Source organism: Fictibacillus sp. UD (genome assembly GCF_043558025.1).
In the GTDB taxonomy this organism is placed as follows: Bacteria; Bacillota; Bacilli; order Bacillales; family Fictibacillaceae; genus Fictibacillus.
Map to the genome: position 1 here is coordinate 27279 of NZ_JARUHH010000022.1, position 21156 is coordinate 48434.

The 21156-nt window shown below is 38.8% G+C and carries 25 protein-coding genes; 22 read left to right on the top strand and 3 right to left on the bottom strand.

From position 1 onward, the window contains the following. Positions 1-321: 321 nt before the first annotated feature. The 6 genes from P8610_RS19435 (at position 322) to P8610_RS19460 (ending at position 7391) form a co-directional block, all read left to right on the top strand. Positions 322-3351: an efflux RND transporter permease subunit gene (locus P8610_RS19435; RefSeq protein ID WP_394605851.1), complete on the top strand. Its 3030-nt coding sequence runs from the start codon at positions 322-324 to the stop codon at positions 3349-3351. Positions 3352-3477: 126 nt separating this feature from the next. After that, positions 3478-4443, top strand: coding sequence for a UV DNA damage repair endonuclease UvsE (gene uvsE / locus P8610_RS19440; protein ID WP_394605852.1), 966 nt, complete (start codon positions 3478-3480; stop codon positions 4441-4443). Between the two features lie 173 nt (positions 4444-4616). Beyond that, positions 4617-5342: an SDR family NAD(P)-dependent oxidoreductase gene (locus P8610_RS19445; protein ID WP_394605853.1), complete on the top strand. Its 726-nt coding sequence runs from the start codon at positions 4617-4619 to the stop codon at positions 5340-5342. Beyond that, on the top strand, positions 5342-6367 hold the full coding sequence (locus P8610_RS19450) for an S-adenosylmethionine:tRNA ribosyltransferase-isomerase (RefSeq protein WP_394605854.1): 1026 nt from the start codon (positions 5342-5344) through the stop codon (positions 6365-6367). Before P8610_RS19445 ends, P8610_RS19450 begins: the two co-directional genes overlap by 1 nt. A 9-nt stretch (positions 6368-6376) precedes the next feature. Further along, a complete protein-coding gene (locus tag P8610_RS19455) occupies positions 6377-6736 on the top strand; it encodes a VOC family protein (protein ID WP_394605855.1) in 360 nt (119 codons plus the stop codon). 82 nt (positions 6737-6818) lie between these two features. After that, positions 6819-7391, top strand: a complete 573-nt coding sequence (locus P8610_RS19460) for a DUF899 family protein (protein WP_289497463.1) — start codon at positions 6819-6821, stop codon at positions 7389-7391. Here the strand turns inward: P8610_RS19460 and P8610_RS19465 are convergent. Beyond that, positions 7388-8128, bottom strand: a complete 741-nt coding sequence (locus P8610_RS19465) for a metallophosphoesterase family protein (protein ID WP_394605856.1) — start codon at positions 8126-8128, stop codon at positions 7388-7390. The two genes, P8610_RS19460 and P8610_RS19465, sit on opposite strands and share 4 nt — an antisense overlap. A gap of 81 nt (positions 8129-8209) precedes the next feature. Between P8610_RS19465 and P8610_RS19470 the strand changes: the two genes are divergently transcribed. The 5 genes from P8610_RS19470 to P8610_RS19490 all read left to right on the top strand — a co-directional run bounded on the left by P8610_RS19470 (position 8210) and on the right by P8610_RS19490 (position 10430). Then, the gene (locus tag P8610_RS19470; protein WP_394605857.1) at positions 8210-8389 is read left to right on the top strand and encodes a hypothetical protein; all 180 of its coding nucleotides are present in this window, start codon (positions 8210-8212) and stop codon (positions 8387-8389) included. Positions 8390-8529: 140 nt separating this feature from the next. After that, complete coding sequence (locus P8610_RS19475; RefSeq protein WP_394605858.1) at positions 8530-8931, top strand: VOC family protein; 402 nt, start codon at positions 8530-8532, stop codon at positions 8929-8931. Between the two features lie 8 nt (positions 8932-8939). Beyond that, a complete protein-coding gene (gene lepB / locus P8610_RS19480; protein ID WP_289497458.1) occupies positions 8940-9497 on the top strand; it encodes a signal peptidase I in 558 nt (185 codons plus the stop codon). A gap of 51 nt (positions 9498-9548) precedes the next feature. After that, the gene (locus P8610_RS19485; protein ID WP_394605859.1) at positions 9549-10046 is read left to right on the top strand and encodes a DNA-3-methyladenine glycosylase I; all 498 of its coding nucleotides are present in this window, start codon (positions 9549-9551) and stop codon (positions 10044-10046) included. Between the two features lie 48 nt (positions 10047-10094). Then, positions 10095-10430 carry a L,D-transpeptidase gene (locus P8610_RS19490; RefSeq protein ID WP_394605860.1) on the top strand — a complete coding sequence of 112 codons (336 nt, stop codon included), beginning with the start codon at positions 10095-10097 and terminating at the stop codon, positions 10428-10430. Positions 10431-10478: 48 nt separating this feature from the next. On the opposite strand, the gene P8610_RS19495 is transcribed toward P8610_RS19490, so the two are convergent. Both P8610_RS19495 and P8610_RS19500 read right to left on the bottom strand, forming a co-directional pair. Beyond that, complete coding sequence (locus tag P8610_RS19495) at positions 10479-10808, bottom strand: hypothetical protein (RefSeq protein WP_394605861.1); 330 nt, start codon at positions 10806-10808, stop codon at positions 10479-10481. A gap of 17 nt (positions 10809-10825) precedes the next feature. Beyond that, positions 10826-12079, bottom strand: coding sequence for a tetratricopeptide repeat protein (locus tag P8610_RS19500; RefSeq protein ID WP_394605862.1), 1254 nt, complete (start codon positions 12077-12079; stop codon positions 10826-10828). A gap of 223 nt (positions 12080-12302) precedes the next feature. Here P8610_RS19500 and P8610_RS19505 point away from each other — a divergent pair, with 223 nt between their 5' ends. From P8610_RS19505 to P8610_RS19555, 11 genes are all read left to right on the top strand, one after another. Continuing rightward, positions 12303-13205 carry a hypothetical protein gene (locus P8610_RS19505; RefSeq protein WP_394605863.1) on the top strand — a complete coding sequence of 301 codons (903 nt, stop codon included), beginning with the start codon at positions 12303-12305 and terminating at the stop codon, positions 13203-13205. Between the two features lie 76 nt (positions 13206-13281). Further along, positions 13282-13692, top strand: a complete 411-nt coding sequence (locus P8610_RS19510; RefSeq protein WP_394605864.1) for an NUDIX hydrolase — start codon at positions 13282-13284, stop codon at positions 13690-13692. Between the two features lie 47 nt (positions 13693-13739). Further along, positions 13740-14039, top strand: coding sequence for a hypothetical protein (locus tag P8610_RS19515; protein WP_394605865.1), 300 nt, complete (start codon positions 13740-13742; stop codon positions 14037-14039). Between the two features lie 42 nt (positions 14040-14081). Then, positions 14082-15017 carry a magnesium transporter CorA family protein gene (locus P8610_RS19520; protein WP_394605866.1) on the top strand — a complete coding sequence of 312 codons (936 nt, stop codon included), beginning with the start codon at positions 14082-14084 and terminating at the stop codon, positions 15015-15017. Between the two features lie 188 nt (positions 15018-15205). Then, a complete protein-coding gene (locus P8610_RS19525) occupies positions 15206-16408 on the top strand; it encodes a D-alanyl-D-alanine carboxypeptidase family protein (protein ID WP_394605867.1) in 1203 nt (400 codons plus the stop codon). A gap of 501 nt (positions 16409-16909) precedes the next feature. Then, a complete protein-coding gene (locus P8610_RS19530; protein WP_394605868.1) occupies positions 16910-18013 on the top strand; it encodes an HD-GYP domain-containing protein in 1104 nt (367 codons plus the stop codon). Between the two features lie 51 nt (positions 18014-18064). Next, positions 18065-18547, top strand: coding sequence for a DinB family protein (locus tag P8610_RS19535; protein ID WP_394605869.1), 483 nt, complete (start codon positions 18065-18067; stop codon positions 18545-18547). A 189-nt stretch (positions 18548-18736) separates the two neighbouring features. Beyond that, positions 18737-19042, top strand: coding sequence for an antibiotic biosynthesis monooxygenase family protein (locus P8610_RS19540; RefSeq protein ID WP_394605870.1), 306 nt, complete (start codon positions 18737-18739; stop codon positions 19040-19042). After that, positions 19039-19419, top strand: coding sequence for a hypothetical protein (locus P8610_RS19545; protein ID WP_289497443.1), 381 nt, complete (start codon positions 19039-19041; stop codon positions 19417-19419). Before P8610_RS19540 ends, P8610_RS19545 begins: the two co-directional genes overlap by 4 nt. A 20-nt stretch (positions 19420-19439) precedes the next feature. Continuing rightward, the gene (locus P8610_RS19550; protein WP_289497442.1) at positions 19440-20084 is read left to right on the top strand and encodes a cobalamin B12-binding domain-containing protein; all 645 of its coding nucleotides are present in this window, start codon (positions 19440-19442) and stop codon (positions 20082-20084) included. Between the two features lie 2 nt (positions 20085-20086). After that, on the top strand, positions 20087-20845 hold the full coding sequence (locus P8610_RS19555) for a Stressosome protein rsbRB (RefSeq protein WP_394605871.1): 759 nt from the start codon (positions 20087-20089) through the stop codon (positions 20843-20845). Positions 20846-21156 lie beyond the last annotated feature (311 nt).

Below are 21156 nucleotides of genomic sequence, written 5' to 3' on the forward strand. Positions count from 1 at the left end.
GAAGGGTACTGACTCCTGCGGGACGAGTGGGACAGGTGAGACCACTAAAGGCGCGTAGTGGCAGGGGGCTCACCGCCCGCCCCGCGGAAAGCATGTACCCTGGAGCGGAGATCCACGCTTTCAACATTTTTTTAAGGACTTATTCAGTGCCCTCATCATTTGGGGGCAGTTTTTTGTAGGAAATCTTCTAATTTTGTATAATTGGTAATTTTTTAAAAATGTTACTTGTTTTTCCTTATGAAGCATACTACAATATCCAAGTATTGTATTAAAGGCAGGCCTTATTTACTAATAAAGGCAGCAGGGGATGGAGGAAGGGAAATGTTGAAACTGACCTGGTTTTCTTTAAAAAATCGCTCGGCCATCGTGATTATGTGTTTGTTGATTTCTGCATTAGGGGTTTATGCAGGACAGCGCTTACCGATGGAGTTTTTGCCGAGCATTGATAATCCGATGGTTACGGTCACAACCTTAGCAGATGGAATGGATTCAGAAACGATGACTGACACCATTACAGAACCGATGGAACAAGACCTTCGTAACATAAAAGGTGTTGATACGGTTACATCTGTTTCTGGGCAAGGAATTTCAAAAATCGATCTAACGTTTGATATGAATTCGGATATGAAAGAAGCAGCTAGAGAGGTAGAACGAAAGACAAACAACTTCCCACTTCCAGAAGGCGTTAACAAACCTTATGTTATTCAGTTAAATACATCCATGATTCCGATTATGGATTTAACACTTAATAAAGATGGAGCATTTACAACCGAAGATTATAAGCTGATTGAAGAAGAAGTCATTCCACAGCTTGAAAGTGTTGAAGGTGTTTCCGATGTAGCGTTATACGGAAAAGCTACTCGTGAAATAACCTTGCAACTCGACAGCACTAAGCTTCTTGAGAAAAAAGTAGCAGCACCGCAGATCATGGCTGCACTTCAAGGAAAAGATGTTTCACTTCCAGCAGGAGATGTGACGCTTGAAGACAAAACGAATACGCTCAGAGTAGTGGGTGAGATGAAAGACTTGGAAGCATGGAAAAACATCGCTGTTGCTCCAGGTGTTTTATTGAAAGATGTAGCAGAATTAAAGGATGAACAACGCTTAGAGTCCTTTACACATGTTGATGGAAAAGACGCTATGTATATGTCTGTTACGAAAGAAGCAAGCGCAAACGCTGTTCAAATCGGCGATGATGTACGGGATAAGATGGAAGAAATCAATAAGCAGTACGGTGATTCGTTCAAACTGAATGTTTTCTACGCAACATCAGATTCCGTATATGATTCTGTAATGAGCATGGCGAAAGAAGTAGCATTAGGAGCACTGTTTGCATCCATAGTTATCTTGCTTTTCCTTCGACACTTTAAATCAACGGTCATTGCCGTTATTAGTATTCCGCTTTCTATTTGTTTAACACTCTTTTTGCTGCACCAATCAGGCATCACTCTGAACATATTAACGCTTGGTGGTCTAGCGGTTGCAGTTGGAAGATTAGTAGATGATAGTATCGTAGTAATCGAGAATATTTTCCGGCGCTTACAAACGGGTGAGCGATCGAAAGAACTAATAGTAGATTCGGTGAGAGAAGTGGCAAAAGCAATCACTTCCTCGACAATTACAACGATCGCTGTATTTTTACCAGTTGGACTTGTTGAAGGAGCACTTGGCGTATTCTTCCTGCCTTTTGCACTAACGATGGTATATTCTCTTCTAGCATCGTTACTCGTAGCCCTGACAGTTGTTCCTTTAATGAGCTACAAAATGCTTAAAAATGTAAAAGAGCATACGCCAAAACCGCCAAGACGCTACCTTAATATCTTGAATTGGTCATTGAACCATAAATGGATCGTAAGCGGGATTTGTGTTTTGCTTTTCGCAGGATCTATTGCACTTTATGTGGTAATGCCTGCAGGATCAATGGCATCTGCTGATGAGAGTATGGTGAACGTAAGCATTGAATATCCTGAAGACACGTCGCTCGATACTGTAAAATCGGGCGCATATAAACTGGAAGAATATATCAATAACTCTGATGATGTGACAGCAAGCTACTCTCAAGTTGGGGTTTCAAGTGAAATGGCACAATGGGGAGCGGCTCAAGGGAACAATATTGCGAGACTTGTTGCCAAGATGAAAAAAGGGGCAGACACCGAAAAGTTTGTAGAAGAAATTAAAGCCTTAGAGAAAGAGTATGCGCCAGCTACCATTTCAGCAGGTATGGCAAGCATGATGGGTGGAAGCTCAGATGCCATTAGCTTGAACATTACAGCTGAAAAACAAGCAGATCTTGCTCCAATGGCTGAAAAGCTTACGGCAGAGCTTAAGAACGTAAAAGGTCTTGAAAATGTTCAATCTAACAATGAAGATCTGAAGAATGAGTGGATTTTAAATGTTGATCAAAGTAAAGCACAGGCAGCAGGCTTAACACCAGCTGAAGTTGCACAGCAAGTTAGAGGATTAACAGGAAAGAGTCCAGTTGGACAGATCACAATCGATGAAATCAAACTTCCCGTAATGATGAGTTACGATCTAAGCAGCGTGACGAATCGGGACGATTTATTGAAAACGACAATTCTATCACCTGTAAAAGGACCTTTGCTATTAAAAGATGTAGCAGATTTAGAGCTTCGACCTGCAAAATCACAAATTTTCCGTAAAGACGGTAAAGAATATTTGCAAGTTACAGGAACCATCACAGATAAAAACGTTAAGAAAGTAAATGCGGATGTTGCCGCTATTCTAAAGGAGCTTGAAAAACCAGCGGGTGTTTCAGTTGCATTAGGCGGAGTGGGTGAAGAGATGAATGAACAGTTTATGGACCTATTCTTAACGATGGGTGCTGCTATTCTGATCGTTTACTTAATCATGGTTATCACATTCGGCCAGGCACGCGCACCGTTTGCGATCCTTTTCTCGCTCCCATTCGCGGCAGTTGGTGCCGTTTTAGCACTCGTTATTACTCGCATACCAGTTGATATTTCCTCCCTGATTGGTGCTCTTATGCTGATCGGTATCGTTGTAACGAATGCGATCGTGTTCATTGACCGCGTTCAGCAGCAGCGTGAAAAAGGATTAAGTGTGAGAGAATCCATTCTAGAAGCGGGATCAACCCGTTTGCGTCCTATATTGATGACTGCAGTTGCAACGATTTGTGCGATGCTTCCATTGATGTTTGGCGAAGAAAGCGGCAGTCTTGTATCAAAGAGCTTGGCAATCGTGGTTATCGGCGGTTTGTCGGTATCGACCCTTCTGACACTCGTTGTTGTGCCTGTAATCTATGAAATGCTAGCTAACATTGGAAATCTATTTAGACGTAAAAAGAGAAAGCAGGCTGAGAAAGCGGCTTAATCGTTTTATAATGAGACCACCTAAAGTGCTGAAACATTGCATTTGGGTGGTTTTTTATTGGTCTGGTTTGGTTAGATTCCGCCTCAAAAGGGTCATACTGTTAACGATGAAAAAGAGGTGTAACAGATGACCATTATTAAACTTGGATTTGTAGCGATGAGTATGGAACTGCAAAATGCTTCTCCATCAAAAACGATGACGTATAAACAATTCAGCCAGCTTCAAAATAGAGAGGCGGGTTTAAGGAAACTAGAGCGCATATCGCTTGCCAATATAACCAATACACTCAGGGTTTTAAAGCATGCAGTGGCAAATGATGTTACCTTTTACCGCATGACATCCCGCATCATTCCACTGGCGAATCATAGTGAACTGCTGGATTGGGATTATATTAGTCCTTTAACGGATGCACTTCATGAAATGGGACAGTACGCAAAACAGCATAACATGAGACTGGATTTTCATCCCGACCATTTCGTACTGATCAATTCTCCGAAAAAAGAGGTTTTAAAAAACTCTCTCAAAACTTTGCAGCTTCACTATAAACTATTAAAAAATATGGACATCGACACAGAACATCGATGCGTGATGCACGTCGGCGGAAATTATAAGGAAACAGATGTAGCCCTTGAAAGGTTTGTACAGAATTGGGGAAGTGTCCCTTTATCCATTCAAAAAATGATCATGCTTGAGAATGATGATACGTCTTTTTCAATGGCTGACGCTCTATATCTTTGTGAAAAGCTCCAAATTCCACTTGTATTTGATTACCATCATCATTTGGCTTTTCATCAGGATGAAAACTGGGTACAGCACTGGCCTCGTGTAGTGGATACATGGAAACGTTCACCACTTCCGTTAAAGATGCATATATCCAGTCCAAAGAGTGAGAAACAATTTAGAAATCACGCAGACTTTGTGGATGTGGAAATGTTCTTTGACTTTTTAAAAGAAGTAAAAGGCAGTGTTGACGAGATGCACTGCATGATCGAATCAAAGAAAAAGGATTTAGCTCTTTTTCAACTCATGAGAGAAATAAAGAAAAGATCAGATGTCGAAATAATAGATGGAGCGTCGTTTCGACTTAAGTAAACCTTTGCTGAGGCAAAGGTTTTTTTATTTTCCGGGAAATTTGTCGAAAAATTTGTGAAACAAAGAGATTGACGAAACAAATTTCTTAAAACTATAATTAAGATACTTAGTAAACAAAAATGTATAAAAAGTATATGATAAAGAATAATGGATGATTTCGAGGAGGAACAAACATGAAAAAAGTAGCAATGATTACAGGAGCATCAAAAGGTTTAGGGAAAGCCCTTACACACTATTTTGCACGTGAAGGATATAACTTAGCGATTTGTTCAAGAAATGAAGAGGTCATAGGTAAAATAAAAAAAGAAGCGGAGAAGCTGGGGGCGGATGTTTTAGCAATACGAGCAGATATGTCTAAAGCAAAAGATGTAGAGCGGTTTGTTGCACTGACAGAAGAGTATTTTGGCAAAATAGATGTTTTGATCAATAATGCTTCAATTCTAGGACCTAGCCCTATGCCTTACTTACTTGATTATCCAGAGCAGGACTTTGAAGAAGTTCTCCGCGTAAACACGATCGGACCGTTTCTCGTGACAAGAAGAGTGCTTCCAATCATGCTTCAAAAACAGAAAGGCAGCATCATCAATATCACCTCAGAAGCTGGGGCTACAGGATATGCGGGGTGGGGTGCTTACGGCATCTCAAAATTTGCACTTGAAGGACTAACAGAAACGTGGGCAGACGAAGTGGGTGAGTCAGGCGTACGTGTCAATATGGTCGATCCTGGAGAAATTGATACTGATATGCATAGGCTTGCTGTACCAGACTGCGATTACGAGCTTGCAAAGCCAGAAGAGATTACAGCAGTATTTGGCTACTTAGCATCAGACGCATCATCTCATATTACAGGGAAGCGTTTTGAGGCACAGTCCTTTCAATTAGAGGGGAGTGAATTCTAATGCAATCTGCCATGAAGTTTGAACTTCCTGATGAACTAAATGCAAAGCAGCCGCCAGAAAGACGTGGGTTACGCAGAGATTATGTGAAAATGATGGTGCTCAACAAAACAACAGGGCAAACCAATCACACGCAGTTTTATCAGTTGGATCGTTTTTTGAAGAAAGGGGACCTGCTTGTCCTTAATGCAAGCCGCACCGTTCCAGCGGTTTTAAAAAGTAAGAAAGAACTGGACGGATCTGAGGTGGAGATCAGACTTGCTCACAGGAAAAATGAATCCATATGGGAAGCGCTCCCGGTAAGCGGAAACGTAAAGAAGGATGACGTGATTCGCTTTTCGCCCACTCTAACAGCGACTATTATTGAGCAGTCCGATGATACACCTTTTGTTTCACTAGCTTTTAATCTATGCTGCTCCTCACTTTTTGACCAGATATATGATTTAGGAGAGCCGGTAAGATACGAGTACATTCAGGAACCTTGGAATCTAGATTACTATCAAACGGTTTTTGCCACAATACCAGGTTCAGTGGAGATGCCTTCTGCTGGTCGCGCATTTAGCTGGGAGCTTCTGTTCCGTCTGCAGAAAAAGGGAGTGAAGATTGCATACATTACGCTTCACACGGGACTTAGTTACCTGCTAGATGACAAGTGGCATAAAGAACCTGATAAGAACTTTGAAAACTATGAAGTGCCAAAAGAAACAGCTGAGCTTATTCTAGAAACGAAGAATGCAGGTGGCAGGATCATCGCAGTAGGCACAACGGTCGTAAGGACTTTAGAAACCGTCGCTATTGAAAAAGGAATGCTGCAGGCAGCAAGCGGTTGGACCAACCTATACATTACTGAAAACACGAAACTACAAGTGTGTGATGGCTTAATTACTGGCATGCATGAACCAGAAGCGAGTCATCTTCAGCTGCTGTCGGCATTTGTGGATCGTGAAAAACTGTATAGCGCTTATACCGATGCCATTCATCAACGCTATCTCTGGCACGAGTTTGGCGATATGAATCTCATTTTGTAGGAACTTGTTATGTTGCATCATGTGGGAATATACGTAAGTGACATGAAGCGGTCTAGTGGATTTTATGAGTTGATCTTACCCGTTACAGCAAAAGAAAAGCTGACCTGGAATGATACGGAGCTGCTCTTTTTAAAAGGAGAAGGATTTCAGATTGAACTCATACATGCAGCAGCGGTTAATCATGCTGCAACGCATATCGCATTTAGCGTTACCTCTGTAACAGAAAAAATCAATGAGCTGAAACAAGCAGGAGTAACACCAATAGAAGGACCTTATGAACTTCCAAACGGATGGAGTACGGTTTTTTATGAAGGTCCGGATGATGAAGAAATAGAATTTATATGTACTACTAAACCCTCGATTAGCTAAAATGAGGGTTTTTCTTATGAAAAGGGTTCTGGATAGAAATATAGAATTGGAAGGTAGAAGAATTATTTGGGGAGGGTGAAAAATGATTGTTTACGAAACGGAAAAAGAGATTGAGTTACTAGAAAAAGAAATTTTTGAGAAAAAGGCTAAACTGATAGAGCTAAAGAAAACCGTACCTCAACAGCAGGTGGAAAATTATCATTTCTTGAATTCAAACAACTCAACCGTAACGCTGCTGGACTTGTTTGGGGAAAGTGACGAATTAATGATTATTCATAACATGGGACAGAGCTGTTCTTATTGTACGATGTGGGCAGATGGTTTTAGCGGTGTATACCATCACATTAAGCGAAAAGCCCCATTCTATCTCTCTTCTCCAGACGTTCCGGAAGTGCAAACCCGTGTTGCTATGGAACGAGGATGGACATTCCCTATGATTTCAACAAAAGAGAATACGTTCAAAAAAGATTTAGGATTTGAGAAAGATGGAGTAAAGTACCCTGGCGTTTCAACATTTAGAAAAGATAGTCAGAATAACATCTATCATGTTGCAAAAAGTATTTTTGGTCCAGGAGACGATTTTTGTTCAGTGTGGCCGCTAATCGAACTTCTCCCTTCAGGTTCAGAAGGATATAAGCCGGTAAAAGATCTCTAACTATGAAAAGCTTTCATTAAAAATGCCCCATCCGGAACTTGAAGCTCTCTATAAGCTTTAAATAGATTTGTCCGGTCATAAGGTACAGAATTATATTCAACAAGAATCTTTTGATCTTCTTCATAAACAAGTGCATAACGAGCTTCAGCCTGCGCATTACATCCTAAAGCCCCAGGATTCACAAAATGTGTTTGATCAATTTTAAAATCATGAACGATATGATGGTGCCCAAATCCTATAAAGTCATAGGGAAGCGAGTGCCCAAAAAGAGCATGCATAGATTTAGTATCGGGTTGGCTAATAATTGGCATAAAGGGATCTTCGGAAATGGGAGATTCCTTTTTTCCTCTTTTAAAAGGATAATGGGTAATAAGAAACCGAATATTCTCCTGCACAAACTTCAGTTCACGAGGAAGTTTGTGCAGTTTGTTAGCATATCTATCTTCAAGATGATTTGCAATCCACTGATGATGTTTCTTAGCATGGAAATGGCTTTCTGGATAAGGAAGACCAAACTTTAATGAAAGAACCGCCTCGTCATGATTACCTATAACCATATCAACAGAGGGAAGGTTAAACAAAAGCTCTAACACTTCGTTCGTAAAAGGTCCAATTCCTATCATATCGCCTCCACAAATAAAGCGCCTTGCACCCATTTTGATAGCATCATCAACCACCGCTTGTAAGGCATCTATATTTCCGTGAATATCGGTAAAGTATGCAAAAAGAAGCTTCAAGATATTCCCACCTTTGTATTCTTATGAATTATTATAAAAGAGGGTTAACTTTTGAACAACAGTTTTGAGGTGAGGTAAACGATGAAAAGAAAGGTAGTGTTTATTTTTGACATACTGCTTTTCCTGGCAGCCTTCTTAGGTCTGGTGTATTGTGTTTTCTATAGAAATGAATGGCTGAGCATTCAATTTTGGACTTTTTTAATTGTTGCAATCAGCAGTGCAATTAGAGTAACAACAGATATAAAGGATGGATTTTATTAAAAATAAATAATCATAAAAATAAATAATACTTCTTGCAGGAAATGATTAATAGAGAGCGTAAAAGAATTCTTATAAACATTTTAACCATAGCAAAGTGTTTAGCGTTTGATAGATTTAATAAGTAGCAGGAGAAAAGAAAAATGACAACCCCAGAAGGATTTCATCATATAGAAATAAATGTTCATAATTTGACAGAGACAAGAGCCTTTTATGATTGGCTGATGCCAGAATTAAATTATTCTCTTTTTCAGCAATGGGAGAAAGGCTTTAGTTACAAAAACGGAACTGCCTATCTCGTATTTACACAAACAGAGGACCATTATAAAGAAATACCTTTCCATCGGAAGCGTTCAGGACTTAATCACCTGGCCTTTTGGGCTAAATCACGTGCCCAAATAGAGCAACTTCGTGTACAATTGAAGAAGAGAAATATTTCCTTTTTATATGAAGATAAGTTCCCTTTTGCAGGGGGAGAAAGTCATTACGCATTATTCTTTGAAGATCCAGATCGAATAAAAATTGAAATCGTGTCGCCGAGGTGAATAAAGATATGATTGAACAGGAAAAAGAAACAAAGCAGAAAAGTGAATGGATTAGTTGGTTCAAAGCCATCGGGTTTGCATTAGTCTTTGTTTTTGTTACAAAAGCCTATTTCTTTGCCCCGTACATGGTAGAAGGAGCTTCCATGTCACCTACATTGCACGATCAGGAAAAGTTATACGTTAATAAAATCGTTTACGCCTTCTCTGAACCGAAAAAGGGTGAGATCGTCATAATAAAAGGTGATGATAAACGTTATGTGAAACGGATAATCGGAGTAGAAGGAGATATCATTCAAATGAAGAGTGACGATCTCTACGTAAACGATAAAAAAGTACAAGAATCGTACCTGCAGGAAAATAAGTCGGAAGCGAAAAACCTGGGAGTGTACTTAACGGAAGATTTTGGTCCGATAAAAGTGCCAAAAGGCAAAGCGTTCGTAATGGGTGATAATCGCCTAAACAGTATGGATTCGCGAAACGGTCTAGGTTTGATTGAATTAAATTCAATTGAAGGACGTTCAGAAGTAGTCATTTACCCGTTTTCTGAAATGCGGGCGACTCAATAAAAAAGTGCAGCCCCGCTGCGCTTTTTATTATTTTATAAAGGAGTATGTTCAATGAACCGATGCAAGTGGAGTGAAGAGAGTGAGATGCTGCAGCAGTACCATGATAACGAATGGGGAAAATGGGTTGTCGGGGACAATAAGCTTTTCGAATGCTTAACGTTAGAGTTGTTCCAGTCCGGTTTAAGCTGGAAAACAATTCTTCACAAACGGGAGAATTTCAGAAAAGCATTCTTAGAGTTTGAAATAAAAAAGGTAATGCTGTTTGAAGAAGAGGATATTAAGCAATTACTAGCAGACGCAGGAATCGTTAGGCATAGAAAAAAGATTGAAGCGACGATTGAGAACGCTAAAAGGGTAAACGACATAGTTAAGAAGTTTGGAAGCTTTGAGGTATTTTTAAACGAACTGCCTGATGGGAAAGAAGATAAACAAAAAACACTGCAGAAGACGTTTAAGCATGTAGGATTAACAACAGCGGAAAGCTTCCTTGAGGCAACCGGGAGAATACCTGCGTCACATAGTGAACATTGTTTCGTTACAATCAAATAAGAGGCATTTCTTACTTGTCCTGCATAAGCTAAAGCGGGAGGTATGACGATGCCTTATGAGATCTATATTTCAACAGCAAGAAAAAGACTCGCCCTCGTAAAAGATGGGAAAGTCATTAAACGCTATCCCATTGGAGTGGGGAAATTGCTGACACCTACACCGACTGGAACATATACCATTATCAATAAAGCGCCTAATCCAGGTGGCCCATTTGGAGTGATGTGGATGGGGCTCTCACGGCCGCACTATGGTATACATGGCACAGACAACCCATCGTCCATAGGAAAAAACGTATCCAAAGGTTGTGTGCGCATGCAAAACAACCACGTATTGGAACTATCTAAAATTGTGCCGATTGGAACGAAGGTAGTGATAAGGGCATAGAAAAACCCCCAGTTCAAAATTGAACTGGGGGTTTTCTAACAAGTGATTTTATAAAGAATTTGTATATTTAGCGCTTCTAATTGTAGGACTATCGTCAAATGCTAAATTAGAACTACTTCTAATAGTAGGTGAATCATCAAAGGCTAGTTTGGAAAATTTTCTAATAGTAGGTGAATCATCAAAAGCTAATTTAGAAAATTTTCTAATAGTAGGTGAATCATCAAAAGCTAGTTTGGAAGATTTTCTAATAGTGGGTGAATCATCAAAAGATAATTGTACCTTATTAATTTTAGGTGAATCGTCAAAAGTAAAAGATGAACTCATGTTCGATGAGAGAACTAAACCTAGTGCAAGAGTTAGAACCACTAGTTTCTTCATTTTTTTTCCTCCTAGTATTATACTATATTTTTCCTTGCGTTATTTGCAATTCGATAATATGTGCTAGCTTTTTTATAGAGTGCTTGGTCAAAATAAACATCAGCTAGCAATTCTGAATACTTCGCTACATATTCCCAGTTACTTCTGTTTTCAAAAAAACTAATAACGTCTTTACTAATTAAAGATTCGAACTTCGCATCGTAGTTTTCATTTATTTGGTATTGAAGAACCTTTAGATGATAATATACTTCTAAATCATTATTAGAATATTTATATCCTTCTTCTACATATTCTTCAGCACGTTTATAATCTTTAAGTTTTAAGTATTCAGTAGCAAGCAAAAATAATGTTAATGCTTTTCTTTTCTTGGTTTGACTGTTTCGATATTCAAGACTTTTTTTAAAGTAATCTATCGCCTTAAGGTGTTCATTTTTGCACGATGTTACATAACCTAAATTATGGTAGATAACACCACTCATAAATTCATCTTTAAATGACTTGGAGTACTTAAGAGCATTGTTTAAATGGTATTCTGCTAAATCGTAATTTTTAGCTCGTCTATAACTAATAGCTAATAGTACCTGGCAGTCGGCACTTCTGCTGTAATTATATTCCTTGTCAAATATTGAAATAGCTTTAAAAGCATAAGTAGTAACCGAATTTATTCTCATTAAAAAATTATAAGTAAGTGCTAATAAGTAATATAAAATTGCTATCTCGGTTTCTATAATATTTAAACTTTTACCCAACTCTCCTTCAGCTAATTTTAGAAATTGAAGTGCGTCATTGTATTTCTCGCTATAATTATAGTGCATACCTTGTAGTAAGAAATAATTAAATTTTTGATCTTGAGTCAGTTGGTCAAAAACCTTTTTCACTTTTTCTAAAGCTAAATTTGCTTTTTCTAATTCGGGTAAATCTTTTACCATATAATACTTTGCTAAATATAGATTAAAAGTAATCATTATCTCAGGATGTGTAACATGATCAATTTTACTTTCAACTTTAGGAAAAAAATTTATCGCCTCTTCAAACTGCCTATTAACCATCATCATATTCCACTCGTTTAGCATCTCGAGGATCTTACTCTCATCCACTTCCTCAGGCGAAATACCTAGACGTTCACAAAGCATGTTAATGACTTCTTCGCTTGATTTGGCGTCCCCTTTCTCAATTTTACTCAAGTATGAGACAGAGCAAATTCCCTGTGCCAGCTCTTCTTGGGTTAGGCCTTTGGTTTTCCTATAATATCTTATTCGTTGACCGACCATAAAATCCCCCTTTCAGAACTTGGGAAAATTGTCATGCAAGACCCCCAATAAACAAGTATCTATCCTACTATTTTTCCCAATACAGAATAAACGGATTGTTTGATAAGATAAATATAACAGAAAATACAAAGTTTTTGCTAGAAATTGATAATTTTGAAAAAACGTTTTACATAAATCCTATGTCAGCATGGGGCCGGCGTCAAATATGAAGGGAGAGAGTACAATGGCTAAAATGTATAAATTATCATCACGAGCTGCAGAGAAGAATGAATCGCTGTACGTCTCACGTGATCCTGAACAGGCCGGAAGTGTAGTAAGAAATGAGGAAGGTGCTTTTACCTACTCCGATGTATTCATGGACAAACAGAAAAATTACTGGTTCTCCAAAAAGGTAGAAGATCAATCCAAGGATTATAAGCTCTTCATTTTTGACTATAAGAACGGCTGCTTAAAATCTCAAATCGTTAAGGGGCAACCTAACTTTTATGAATTTGAATCATGTGTCGTTGTAGCTTGTGAGGGTGATGGTTCAAAAGGCTCAGTATTAATTTTTTCTAAAAATGAACCTGAACTCTTGAAAGAATGGAAAGTGAACGGATACCTGTGGGAAGTTGAGATGAACCAAGATGTTCTGTACATTTCTTCTTATATTGTAGAAGAAGATCAAGCGGTTCTTTATATCATCCGCAATGGCAAGAAAAAACGCATCAACCTTGGAAACAACATGGCACCAACTGATATTTTATGCCATGAGAATCTCGTGTACGTTTCCGGTGCACCTGTACTATACGGAGATCCTAAGAAAATCATGGTGTTAAATGAAAAGGACAAAGTTGTTACAGAATATAAATTATCTATCTCACCTCGTGCACTATATCAGGTAGACGACCACCTGCTTGTTTATGAGCTGGATCTGGCGACGGGTAAGAGCGAGCGAATTGTATATATTGATATGAAGACAGGAGAACAGAAGGAACATGAAATTCCTCATTCAAAGATCGTTGAATGCACAAATGATTCTCTGTCACTTTTAGAACAAAATAGCAAAACGCTATATATTTGGGACCATTGTAACCGTAGAATCATTAATACCCAAAAAGTAGCAGATCAGTCTAAAGTCATATAATTGTTGAAGAATCCTGTGTTGCTGCACAGGATTTTTTTATTGCCTTAAGAAAGTAACATGAAAAGGGGGAGATTAGATGAAGTGGGAAGGTGCAAGCTGTATTTGTGTGCATGATGGGAAGATGTTAATGGTCCTGCAAGGATTACCTCAAGAGGAAAAAAGGTGGAGCGTGCCGTCTGGCGGAAGAGAAGGAAACGAAAGTCTTGAGGCATGCTGTATTCGTGAAGTGTGGGAAGAGACGGGTTATGTGGTAAAGATTATCCAGAAACTACATAGTAAAGAGGGGATCTCACAAGGCATCCATTACAAGGTGCAATACTTTTCTGCTGAAATGATCAGCGGATCCCCGGTAATTCAAGATCCAGATGGTTTAATTTACGATATAAGATGGGTATCCTTGGAGGAGTTAGACACCCTTACTTTGTCGTTTCCAGAAGACCGGGTATTGTTGTGCAGTTACTTGTCTCAGTCTGAGAATCTAACTTAAGGTTTACCTTGTTACCGAAAGGGAAATCTATTTGGAGGAGGATTGAAGTGAAACCAGTTTTCGCTACAAAAGAGGATCTTCAAAGTTTACTGGATTGGTGTAAAGACGCACCTGAATATCAAAAATCTCTTTCTACCTATATAGAAGATCGTGACGACACGGCTGTCGTGATTTTAAAAGATGGTACAGAATTAGCTGCAATTGGCTTATTAAAGGTAATGACAACGGAAAAAACAGGATCGATTTGGTTGTATACGAAGAATCCTAAGCAAAACCATCCGGAAATGATGCAGTTTTCACTGAAATGGTTGAGGCAGAAAGGCGCAAAGGATTATACGGTTGTATAAATATATGAAAAAATATAGATAAAATAAAGGATGGATCAAGAGATGGAACAGACAAGTGTATATGATTGGAAATGGTACCGTCATGATTGCCATAATGATACCATTCATCAACTAATATCGAACAACAAAGGCTGTAAGAATTGGCTTACGAATATCCAGAATGAAAAAGTTAATTATTTACGCATTGAAAAAGAGGACAATGGCGAGCCGATAGTTAGAGGTTCTTTAACATACAAACAAGACCCTGAGAATCAATCTGACTTTGAAATCTTTCATTTTTATATAAGACGAAAATCTCTTATCACGGTAGGACTGGACCTTGCTCGAATAGAGGGCGATTACAGGGAGTCATGTGATCATTTGATTTTAGAGGAAAAGACACCAGTAGAAGGTTTTTTAATTTTGTTAGGTGAGTTGATAAACCATTTCCTGGACGGTATAGACGAATTAGAGTTCAAACTTAAGGAACTTCAAAGAGATGTACAGCAAAATAACCATACAACATTATTGAACAGTATTTACGATCGCCGTATCGAACTGATTAACTGGAGTGACTTAACGCTTCCTGTTCATGAAACACAGTTGGCCATAAAAGAAGCATTTCTTGATGAAATCACGGAAACGACGGCTTACAAGAGGATTGAAACACGAATCGATCGTACAACAACGCTTCTCTCTCATTACAGGCAGGATATCGACACTTTATTAAACTTAGAAGAGGTTCTCTCCTCACATCGCGGTAATGAGATCATGAAGACGCTGACGGTGTTTACTGTCATATTCACCCCTGCGATGGCGATCGGGGCAATTTGGGGAATGAACTTTAAAAACATGCCAGAGCTTGAGTGGAAACTAGGCTATCTGTATGCCATGATTCTAATTGTAGCATCTACACTAGCTATTTATCTGTGGTTACGTATGAAGGGCTGGACTGGAGATTTATTAACAGGAAAGAAAAATAAGAAGCATTTTGACTAAAAAAACTGTGAAAATGTACGATAAATAAGAGGAAACAGGCGAATTTTGTCGAACGGTATCAATTGATAAAAACGCCTGTTTTTTTATGGCGACAATTAACTGTATTTCATTTTGATTTCAACCACAAAAGAAAAGATAAATCATACGAAGAGTTATGAAGATTAAATGACTAACGGGAGCGGAAAGAAATGAAAAAACTAAGCCTTTTTCTTGTTCTTTCACTTGTTATGCTGATGCAGACTCAGTTTGTACAAGCAGCGGGTGAGAACACACCAGAAATAAAAAGCGAAAGCGCCGTAATGATTGATGCTAAAACAGGAGATATTTTATATCAAAAAAATAGCTCAGAACAAATGTATCCAGCGAGTATTACAAAAATCGTTACAGGCATTCTGGCTATAGAATCAGGCAACTTAGATGATTCCGTTATTGTTAGCAGTGAGGCAGTTAAAGCTGATGGAACGCGTGTATATCTTCTTGAAGGAGAACACGTGCCATTAAAGAAACTTGTGCAAGGATTGCTGATCAATTCAGGAAACGACGCAGCAATTGCGATTGCGGAATATGTAGCTGGTGATGTAGCTTCGTTTGCAGATGAAATGAATGAATTTGCTAAAAAAGTAGGAGCAGATAACACTCATTTTGTTAATCCAAATGGACTGTTTGATGTAGAACATTATACGACAGCTGAAGATATGGCGAAGATTACTCAGTATGCGATGAAAAATGATGTCTTTCGTGAAATCGTAGCTACAAAAGAATTGCCTTGGGTAGGTGAAGGATGGGACACGACTTTACGAAACCACCACCAATTATTGTGGGACTATCCAGGAACAGTAGGTGTAAAGAATGGGTATGTTGATGAATCCAAACATACTCTTGTTACAGCTGTTTCGCGTGATAATATGGATGTGATTATTGTCACGCTAAAAGCTCCAACAAGCCGTGCTGCTTATTGGGATACAATGGCGATCGGCGACTATGGATTTGCAAACTTTGAACGACAAACGCTCTCTGCTGGAGAAAAGATTGAAGCGGAAAACGGAAAAATATATGAACTAAAAGACGACTTAACCGTTACTTTGCCTAAGGGAGAAAAACCGATTCAGAACGTTACTGCTGATGGTGAATTGCAACTGAAGGATTCGAGCGGAAACTTGCTGCTGACTCACACGCTTTTTAAGGAAAAGAAAAAAGAAGCGCCGGCAGCAGCAGAGAGTGAAGCGGTTGAGGAAGTAGATTCATCATTTATGCAGAAGATTGTTAAAGCAAGCATATTCTTGTATTCTGGATTGCTTTTGTTACTAGCTTTTCTTGTGATTTTACGCATGCGCAGCCAAAAACAAAAACATAGAAAAATGAGACATGTAGCTCGCAGTTACGTGAAATAAACCGTCATTAGGCGGTTTTTTTATTTGACTGTTTTCGTAATGAAAGTGGTTGATTTCCGTTCCAGGTACTCGCTTTCCACGGGGCAGGCGGTGAGCCACATTCGTACGTTTCACTCTTAAGTGTCTCACCCGCCAGCCTGTCCCGCAGGACAAGGAAGGCTACGGCAGCGACAAATCGCACGAAGAAAATTTGAAGTTTAATTTTCGAGGATCTCCCACCTTGCACTCCAATCAACTGTCATAGAAGAAAATAAAAAATGAGGTTTGAAAGCAACAATCCTTTAAAAATGAGCTTTTTATTTGTATAAACTAGACCTGTGAATCGTGTTTTGAAGGGTTGCAGGGATGTGCGCGCGAATCGTTCGTTCTTGTGTGAAACTGAAGCTAGTTGGTGAGCCCTTGCTCCTTAGGGTTAGAAAATATCAACAAACTATAGGATAATGACCATTTATAGTATATAATTACATTAAATTACAAAATTCGACAGTCGGAGTTTCATACATGATACGTAATATTAAACTAGCTCAACTATTTATTATTGGGAGTGCCTTCATTCAGGCTCTCCATCATTTTTTTATAGAACGAATGGAGCACTTTTTTCTTTTTATTTTCTTATTTCTTATCGGATATCTACCAGCATGGGGCATTAATCAATTGCAGGAACAATGGACGAAATTAGTCTTTGTTCTGTGCAGTGTCTATATCGTTTCACTATCGTATTTCTTTGTTCCTTATCCAATTGTGCAAGCGGCGTATTTCTTTTTACCCGTCTCTGCGCTTTTATTAAATGATAAAAGACTATACTATGTTTCAAGTATTGGCGGGTTGTTGACGTATCTGCTGCTAGCGAAAGAATCGCTAAGTGACTATCTTGCTTTCATATCGATTTACATCGTCTTTTGCCTTCTTCTATTTATGGCTCAGAAGGTCGTCTATCAGTCTGTAGCAGAAAAAGAGGCGATTCAGCAAGGGGTAAAAGCATTTTCTTTAGCAGTTGAAGCGAAGGATGTATATACGCAAGGGCATTCTAAAAGGGTAGCTCTTTATTCTATGATGCTTGCTAAACACGGCTCTTTTAAAGAAGTTGATCTGAACGAGCTGGAATTAACCGCGCTGATTCATGATATCGGAAAGATTTCAACGCCTGATGCTGTACTTATGAAAAACGGTAAGCTTACAGAAGAAGAATACGAAATCATGAAAAAACATCCTGTTGACGGTATGCTGCTAGCTAGGTCGTTCGGTTATTCTGAACGAGTGCTGACGGGAATTCTTCATCATCATGAAAGGTACGATGGCCGTGGTTATCCTTATCAAATAGCAGGACAAGATATACCCATTTACTCTCGAATTTTAGCAGTTGCCGATTCTTTTGATGCAATGACAAGCAACCGTGCCTACCGCAGAGGGATGACCCCATGGGAAGCAAAAAAAGAGATCGAAAATCAATCAGGGAAAATGTATGACCCTTTTATCGTAAAAGTCTTTATGAGTGCTTATTATGATATGCTTCTGATCTGTGAAGAGAACACAGAAGCCTCTTTAACTGACATTTCGGTACAAAAAGAGATATCTGCTGGATTATTCGAAGGAAAAAACAGTTAAGCTGAAGAACATTATAGATGAAGTGATTATACATAACAGGAGGAAGAAGAAATGAATGCGACTGTTTCCTTAACTGAGACTTTATTGGAAGAACTATATGTTGTTGTACGAACGACGAATGGTCTATTAAAGAAAGCGAATCCTTCTGTGTATGAATTTCGTCCGGCTGAAAATATGCGTTCTTTCTTAGAACTTGCTAACCACTTAGTTCAAATCCCGCATATAGATCTAGCCATTCTGCAAGAGAAAACAGAAGATGAAGTTCGTCAGCTGGAAAAAAAGTTATCTGCTGGAAATGTAGCCGAACTGACGCATGTTTTAGAGGAAGGGTACCATTTGGTTAAATCGTACTTTTTATCACTTTCAGAAGAGGATTTTCTGCGAAAAGAAACAAAAGCGTTTTATGCAGAAAAAGGCGCCACACAGGCAAAGTGGCTCGTGGAAATTGTAACGCATGCTTTTCATCATAGAGCACAGTTGTTTACCTATTTAAAACAGACAAAACACGAAGTGAATATGTTTGACTTGTATTAGAAGCACTGGTGTTCCTGCCGGTGTTTTTTTCTTTAAGCTCGACTTCCAATGATTCTTCCTGTAGTATGGGTGGTTCAATTAAAAGATGCTGCTTAGCAGATTTACTAGCAGGAAAAAAGAAATCGTTATTGAATCTTTTATGAGATAAATAATTGGTATTGTTAAAATACATCTAAGAGGTGATGTTTCGTGTACACCGTTTTTTCAACATTTGCTGTTCCAAATGATAAAGCAGAAGAAGTAATCAATATATATAAAAACCGCTCAAGATCTGTTGACGAAGCAGATGGCTTTGTAGACTTCTTATTATTGCAAAATGATAAAAGAGCGGGTGAGCTTACCGTGCAGCTCATATTTTCTACAAAAGAAGATTATTTGAAATGGGTAAGAAGTGAAGAATTCAAAAAGATTCATGATCTAGAGAAGAAATATCCAGATAAAGAATTGGCGGCTGTCGTACCAACTGTAAAACAATATAAGGTGGTTGCCAAATGACGGAATTTGACATAAATGCTATGGTAGAAAGAGTAACTGAGAAAATTTACGAAAAAGATCCTACACTTGTTGAACGATATGGTGATAAAGGCAGAGCGAAATGCATTGAAGATAATCATCACCACTTCAAGCATCTAGAAACAGCATACGAATTGGACAACAGTACTTTCTTTACAGAGTACGCTGTTTGGTTGAACGGTATTTTGCAAAAGTTCGGGATGAGTGTAGAACTACTAATGGATAATTTCAACTTTATTATAGATGTTTTGCGAGATGAACAGCAAAAACATACGCAAGAAAATACCCGTATTGGTATTTATATTGACTATTTAAATCAAGCGAATCATGTTCTGAGTGAAAAATCAGCAGCGCATTAGACAAAGGAGAGGGTCCAACCATGGCTATTTCAGAAGCGGAAAAACTGGCTCGGCTGTTTTTAGAAGGCAATCATGCTGAAGCATTGCGTTTCATTAAACAGCAGCCTGATCAAAATCGCATGGTTTTATTTCGAGACCTGTTTACTCCTGCAATGTACATGATTGGAGACCTCTGGGAAAATAATGAGATTTCTGTTGCAGATGAACATTTAGCAACAGGAGTTTGTGATTTTGTTCTTTCCAGGCTCTTTCAAGTGTCAGCGGATGAAACAAAACGCGAAAAAAAAGCGATGTTTCTGTGCTTGCAAGGTGAACAGCATTATCTTGGAATTAAAATGATAAATAGTATCTTTGAAGAAAAGGGCTGGGAAACAAAATACTACGGAGCAAGCCTTCCTCTAGAATATGCACTGAAATCTGCTCTGCAATGGAAACCAGAAGTCATCGGACTCTCGGTATCCATTGTATACAATCTGCCTGTGCTTAAAAACTATGTTCGAACTCTGTCAGCTCTTCCTAATAAGCCGGCCATTTTAGTGGGTGGAAGACTTACGGAAAAGTATGATTTAGATCCATATGTTAACAACCAAGGAATCATAATTAAAAACCTCCAACAGGCAGAACAATGGCTGGATGAGTATATAGAAGAGAGGATCAACGCCTAAAGATGAGCTGTGTATTACCAGTACCTTACGTAAAAATAAATAAAGATGGCGTTATTCTTATCAAATCTTCAAGAGCTGCTGACCTGTTAGGTATGCAAGTAGATACTATTCGTGATTGTTTTGATGAAGAGAGTCATAACAAACTAATGAAGTTTATGATGCCTTTTAGCGGTGAAAAAACATTTGAAGCCAATATTAAGGCCAAGGATCAGCCTTTCCTTCTGTGTGATGTTTCCATTTCGTGGGAGGAAGAATTTGCACACGTTGTGTTTATACCAACAGGCAAACATGTGCAAGGACTTGAGGAAAAGCTACTGGAACTTAGAATGCGGCTATCCTCCACTGACTTTGAACTTTTTGAGAAAAAAGAAGCGTTAGAAGATGCGATGAAACGTCTTGATGAGTTATCAGGTCCATTTATTCCAATTTCTGAAAAGATGGCATTTGTTCCGTTATTCGGAGACATAACAGAAAGTAAAATGATCACTGTTACAGGGAATGCCCTAAAAGTTGCTTATGAAGGTCAGTTTGAAGAAATCTTTTTCGACTTGTCAGCCACTGGCGAAATGGATGAAAGCGGCGTACAAAAATTAAGCGAGCTATTTCGGATGCTTCATTATATGAATGGAAAACCCGTTAAAATTATTGGCGTTAAGCCTAAACACGCTCGGCAGCTGAATTCACTGGATGTGGATTGGCCTGTATATTTTGAAACTTCATTAAAAGACGTTTTGATCGAACATCTCCAAATATATAAATAAAAGGCTGTTTTCGCAAACGTTGTTGCTTTTGGAAGTAAATGATTTCCGTTCCAGGCTGCTCGCTTTCCGCGGGGCAGGCGGTGAGCCACATTTGGACGTTTCACTCTTAAGTGTCTCGCCTGCCCGCCTGTCCCGCAGGAGTCTCGCACCTTGCACTACAATCATTGAACATAGAAGACAACATTTGAAAGCAACAATCTTTTAGAAAAGAGCAAAATAAAAAAGCACCTCGAAGTGAACTGCACCCCAATTGTTAGACACAACTAACAATTGGAGGTGCATTTTTTTTATGACTAAATATTCTTTGGATA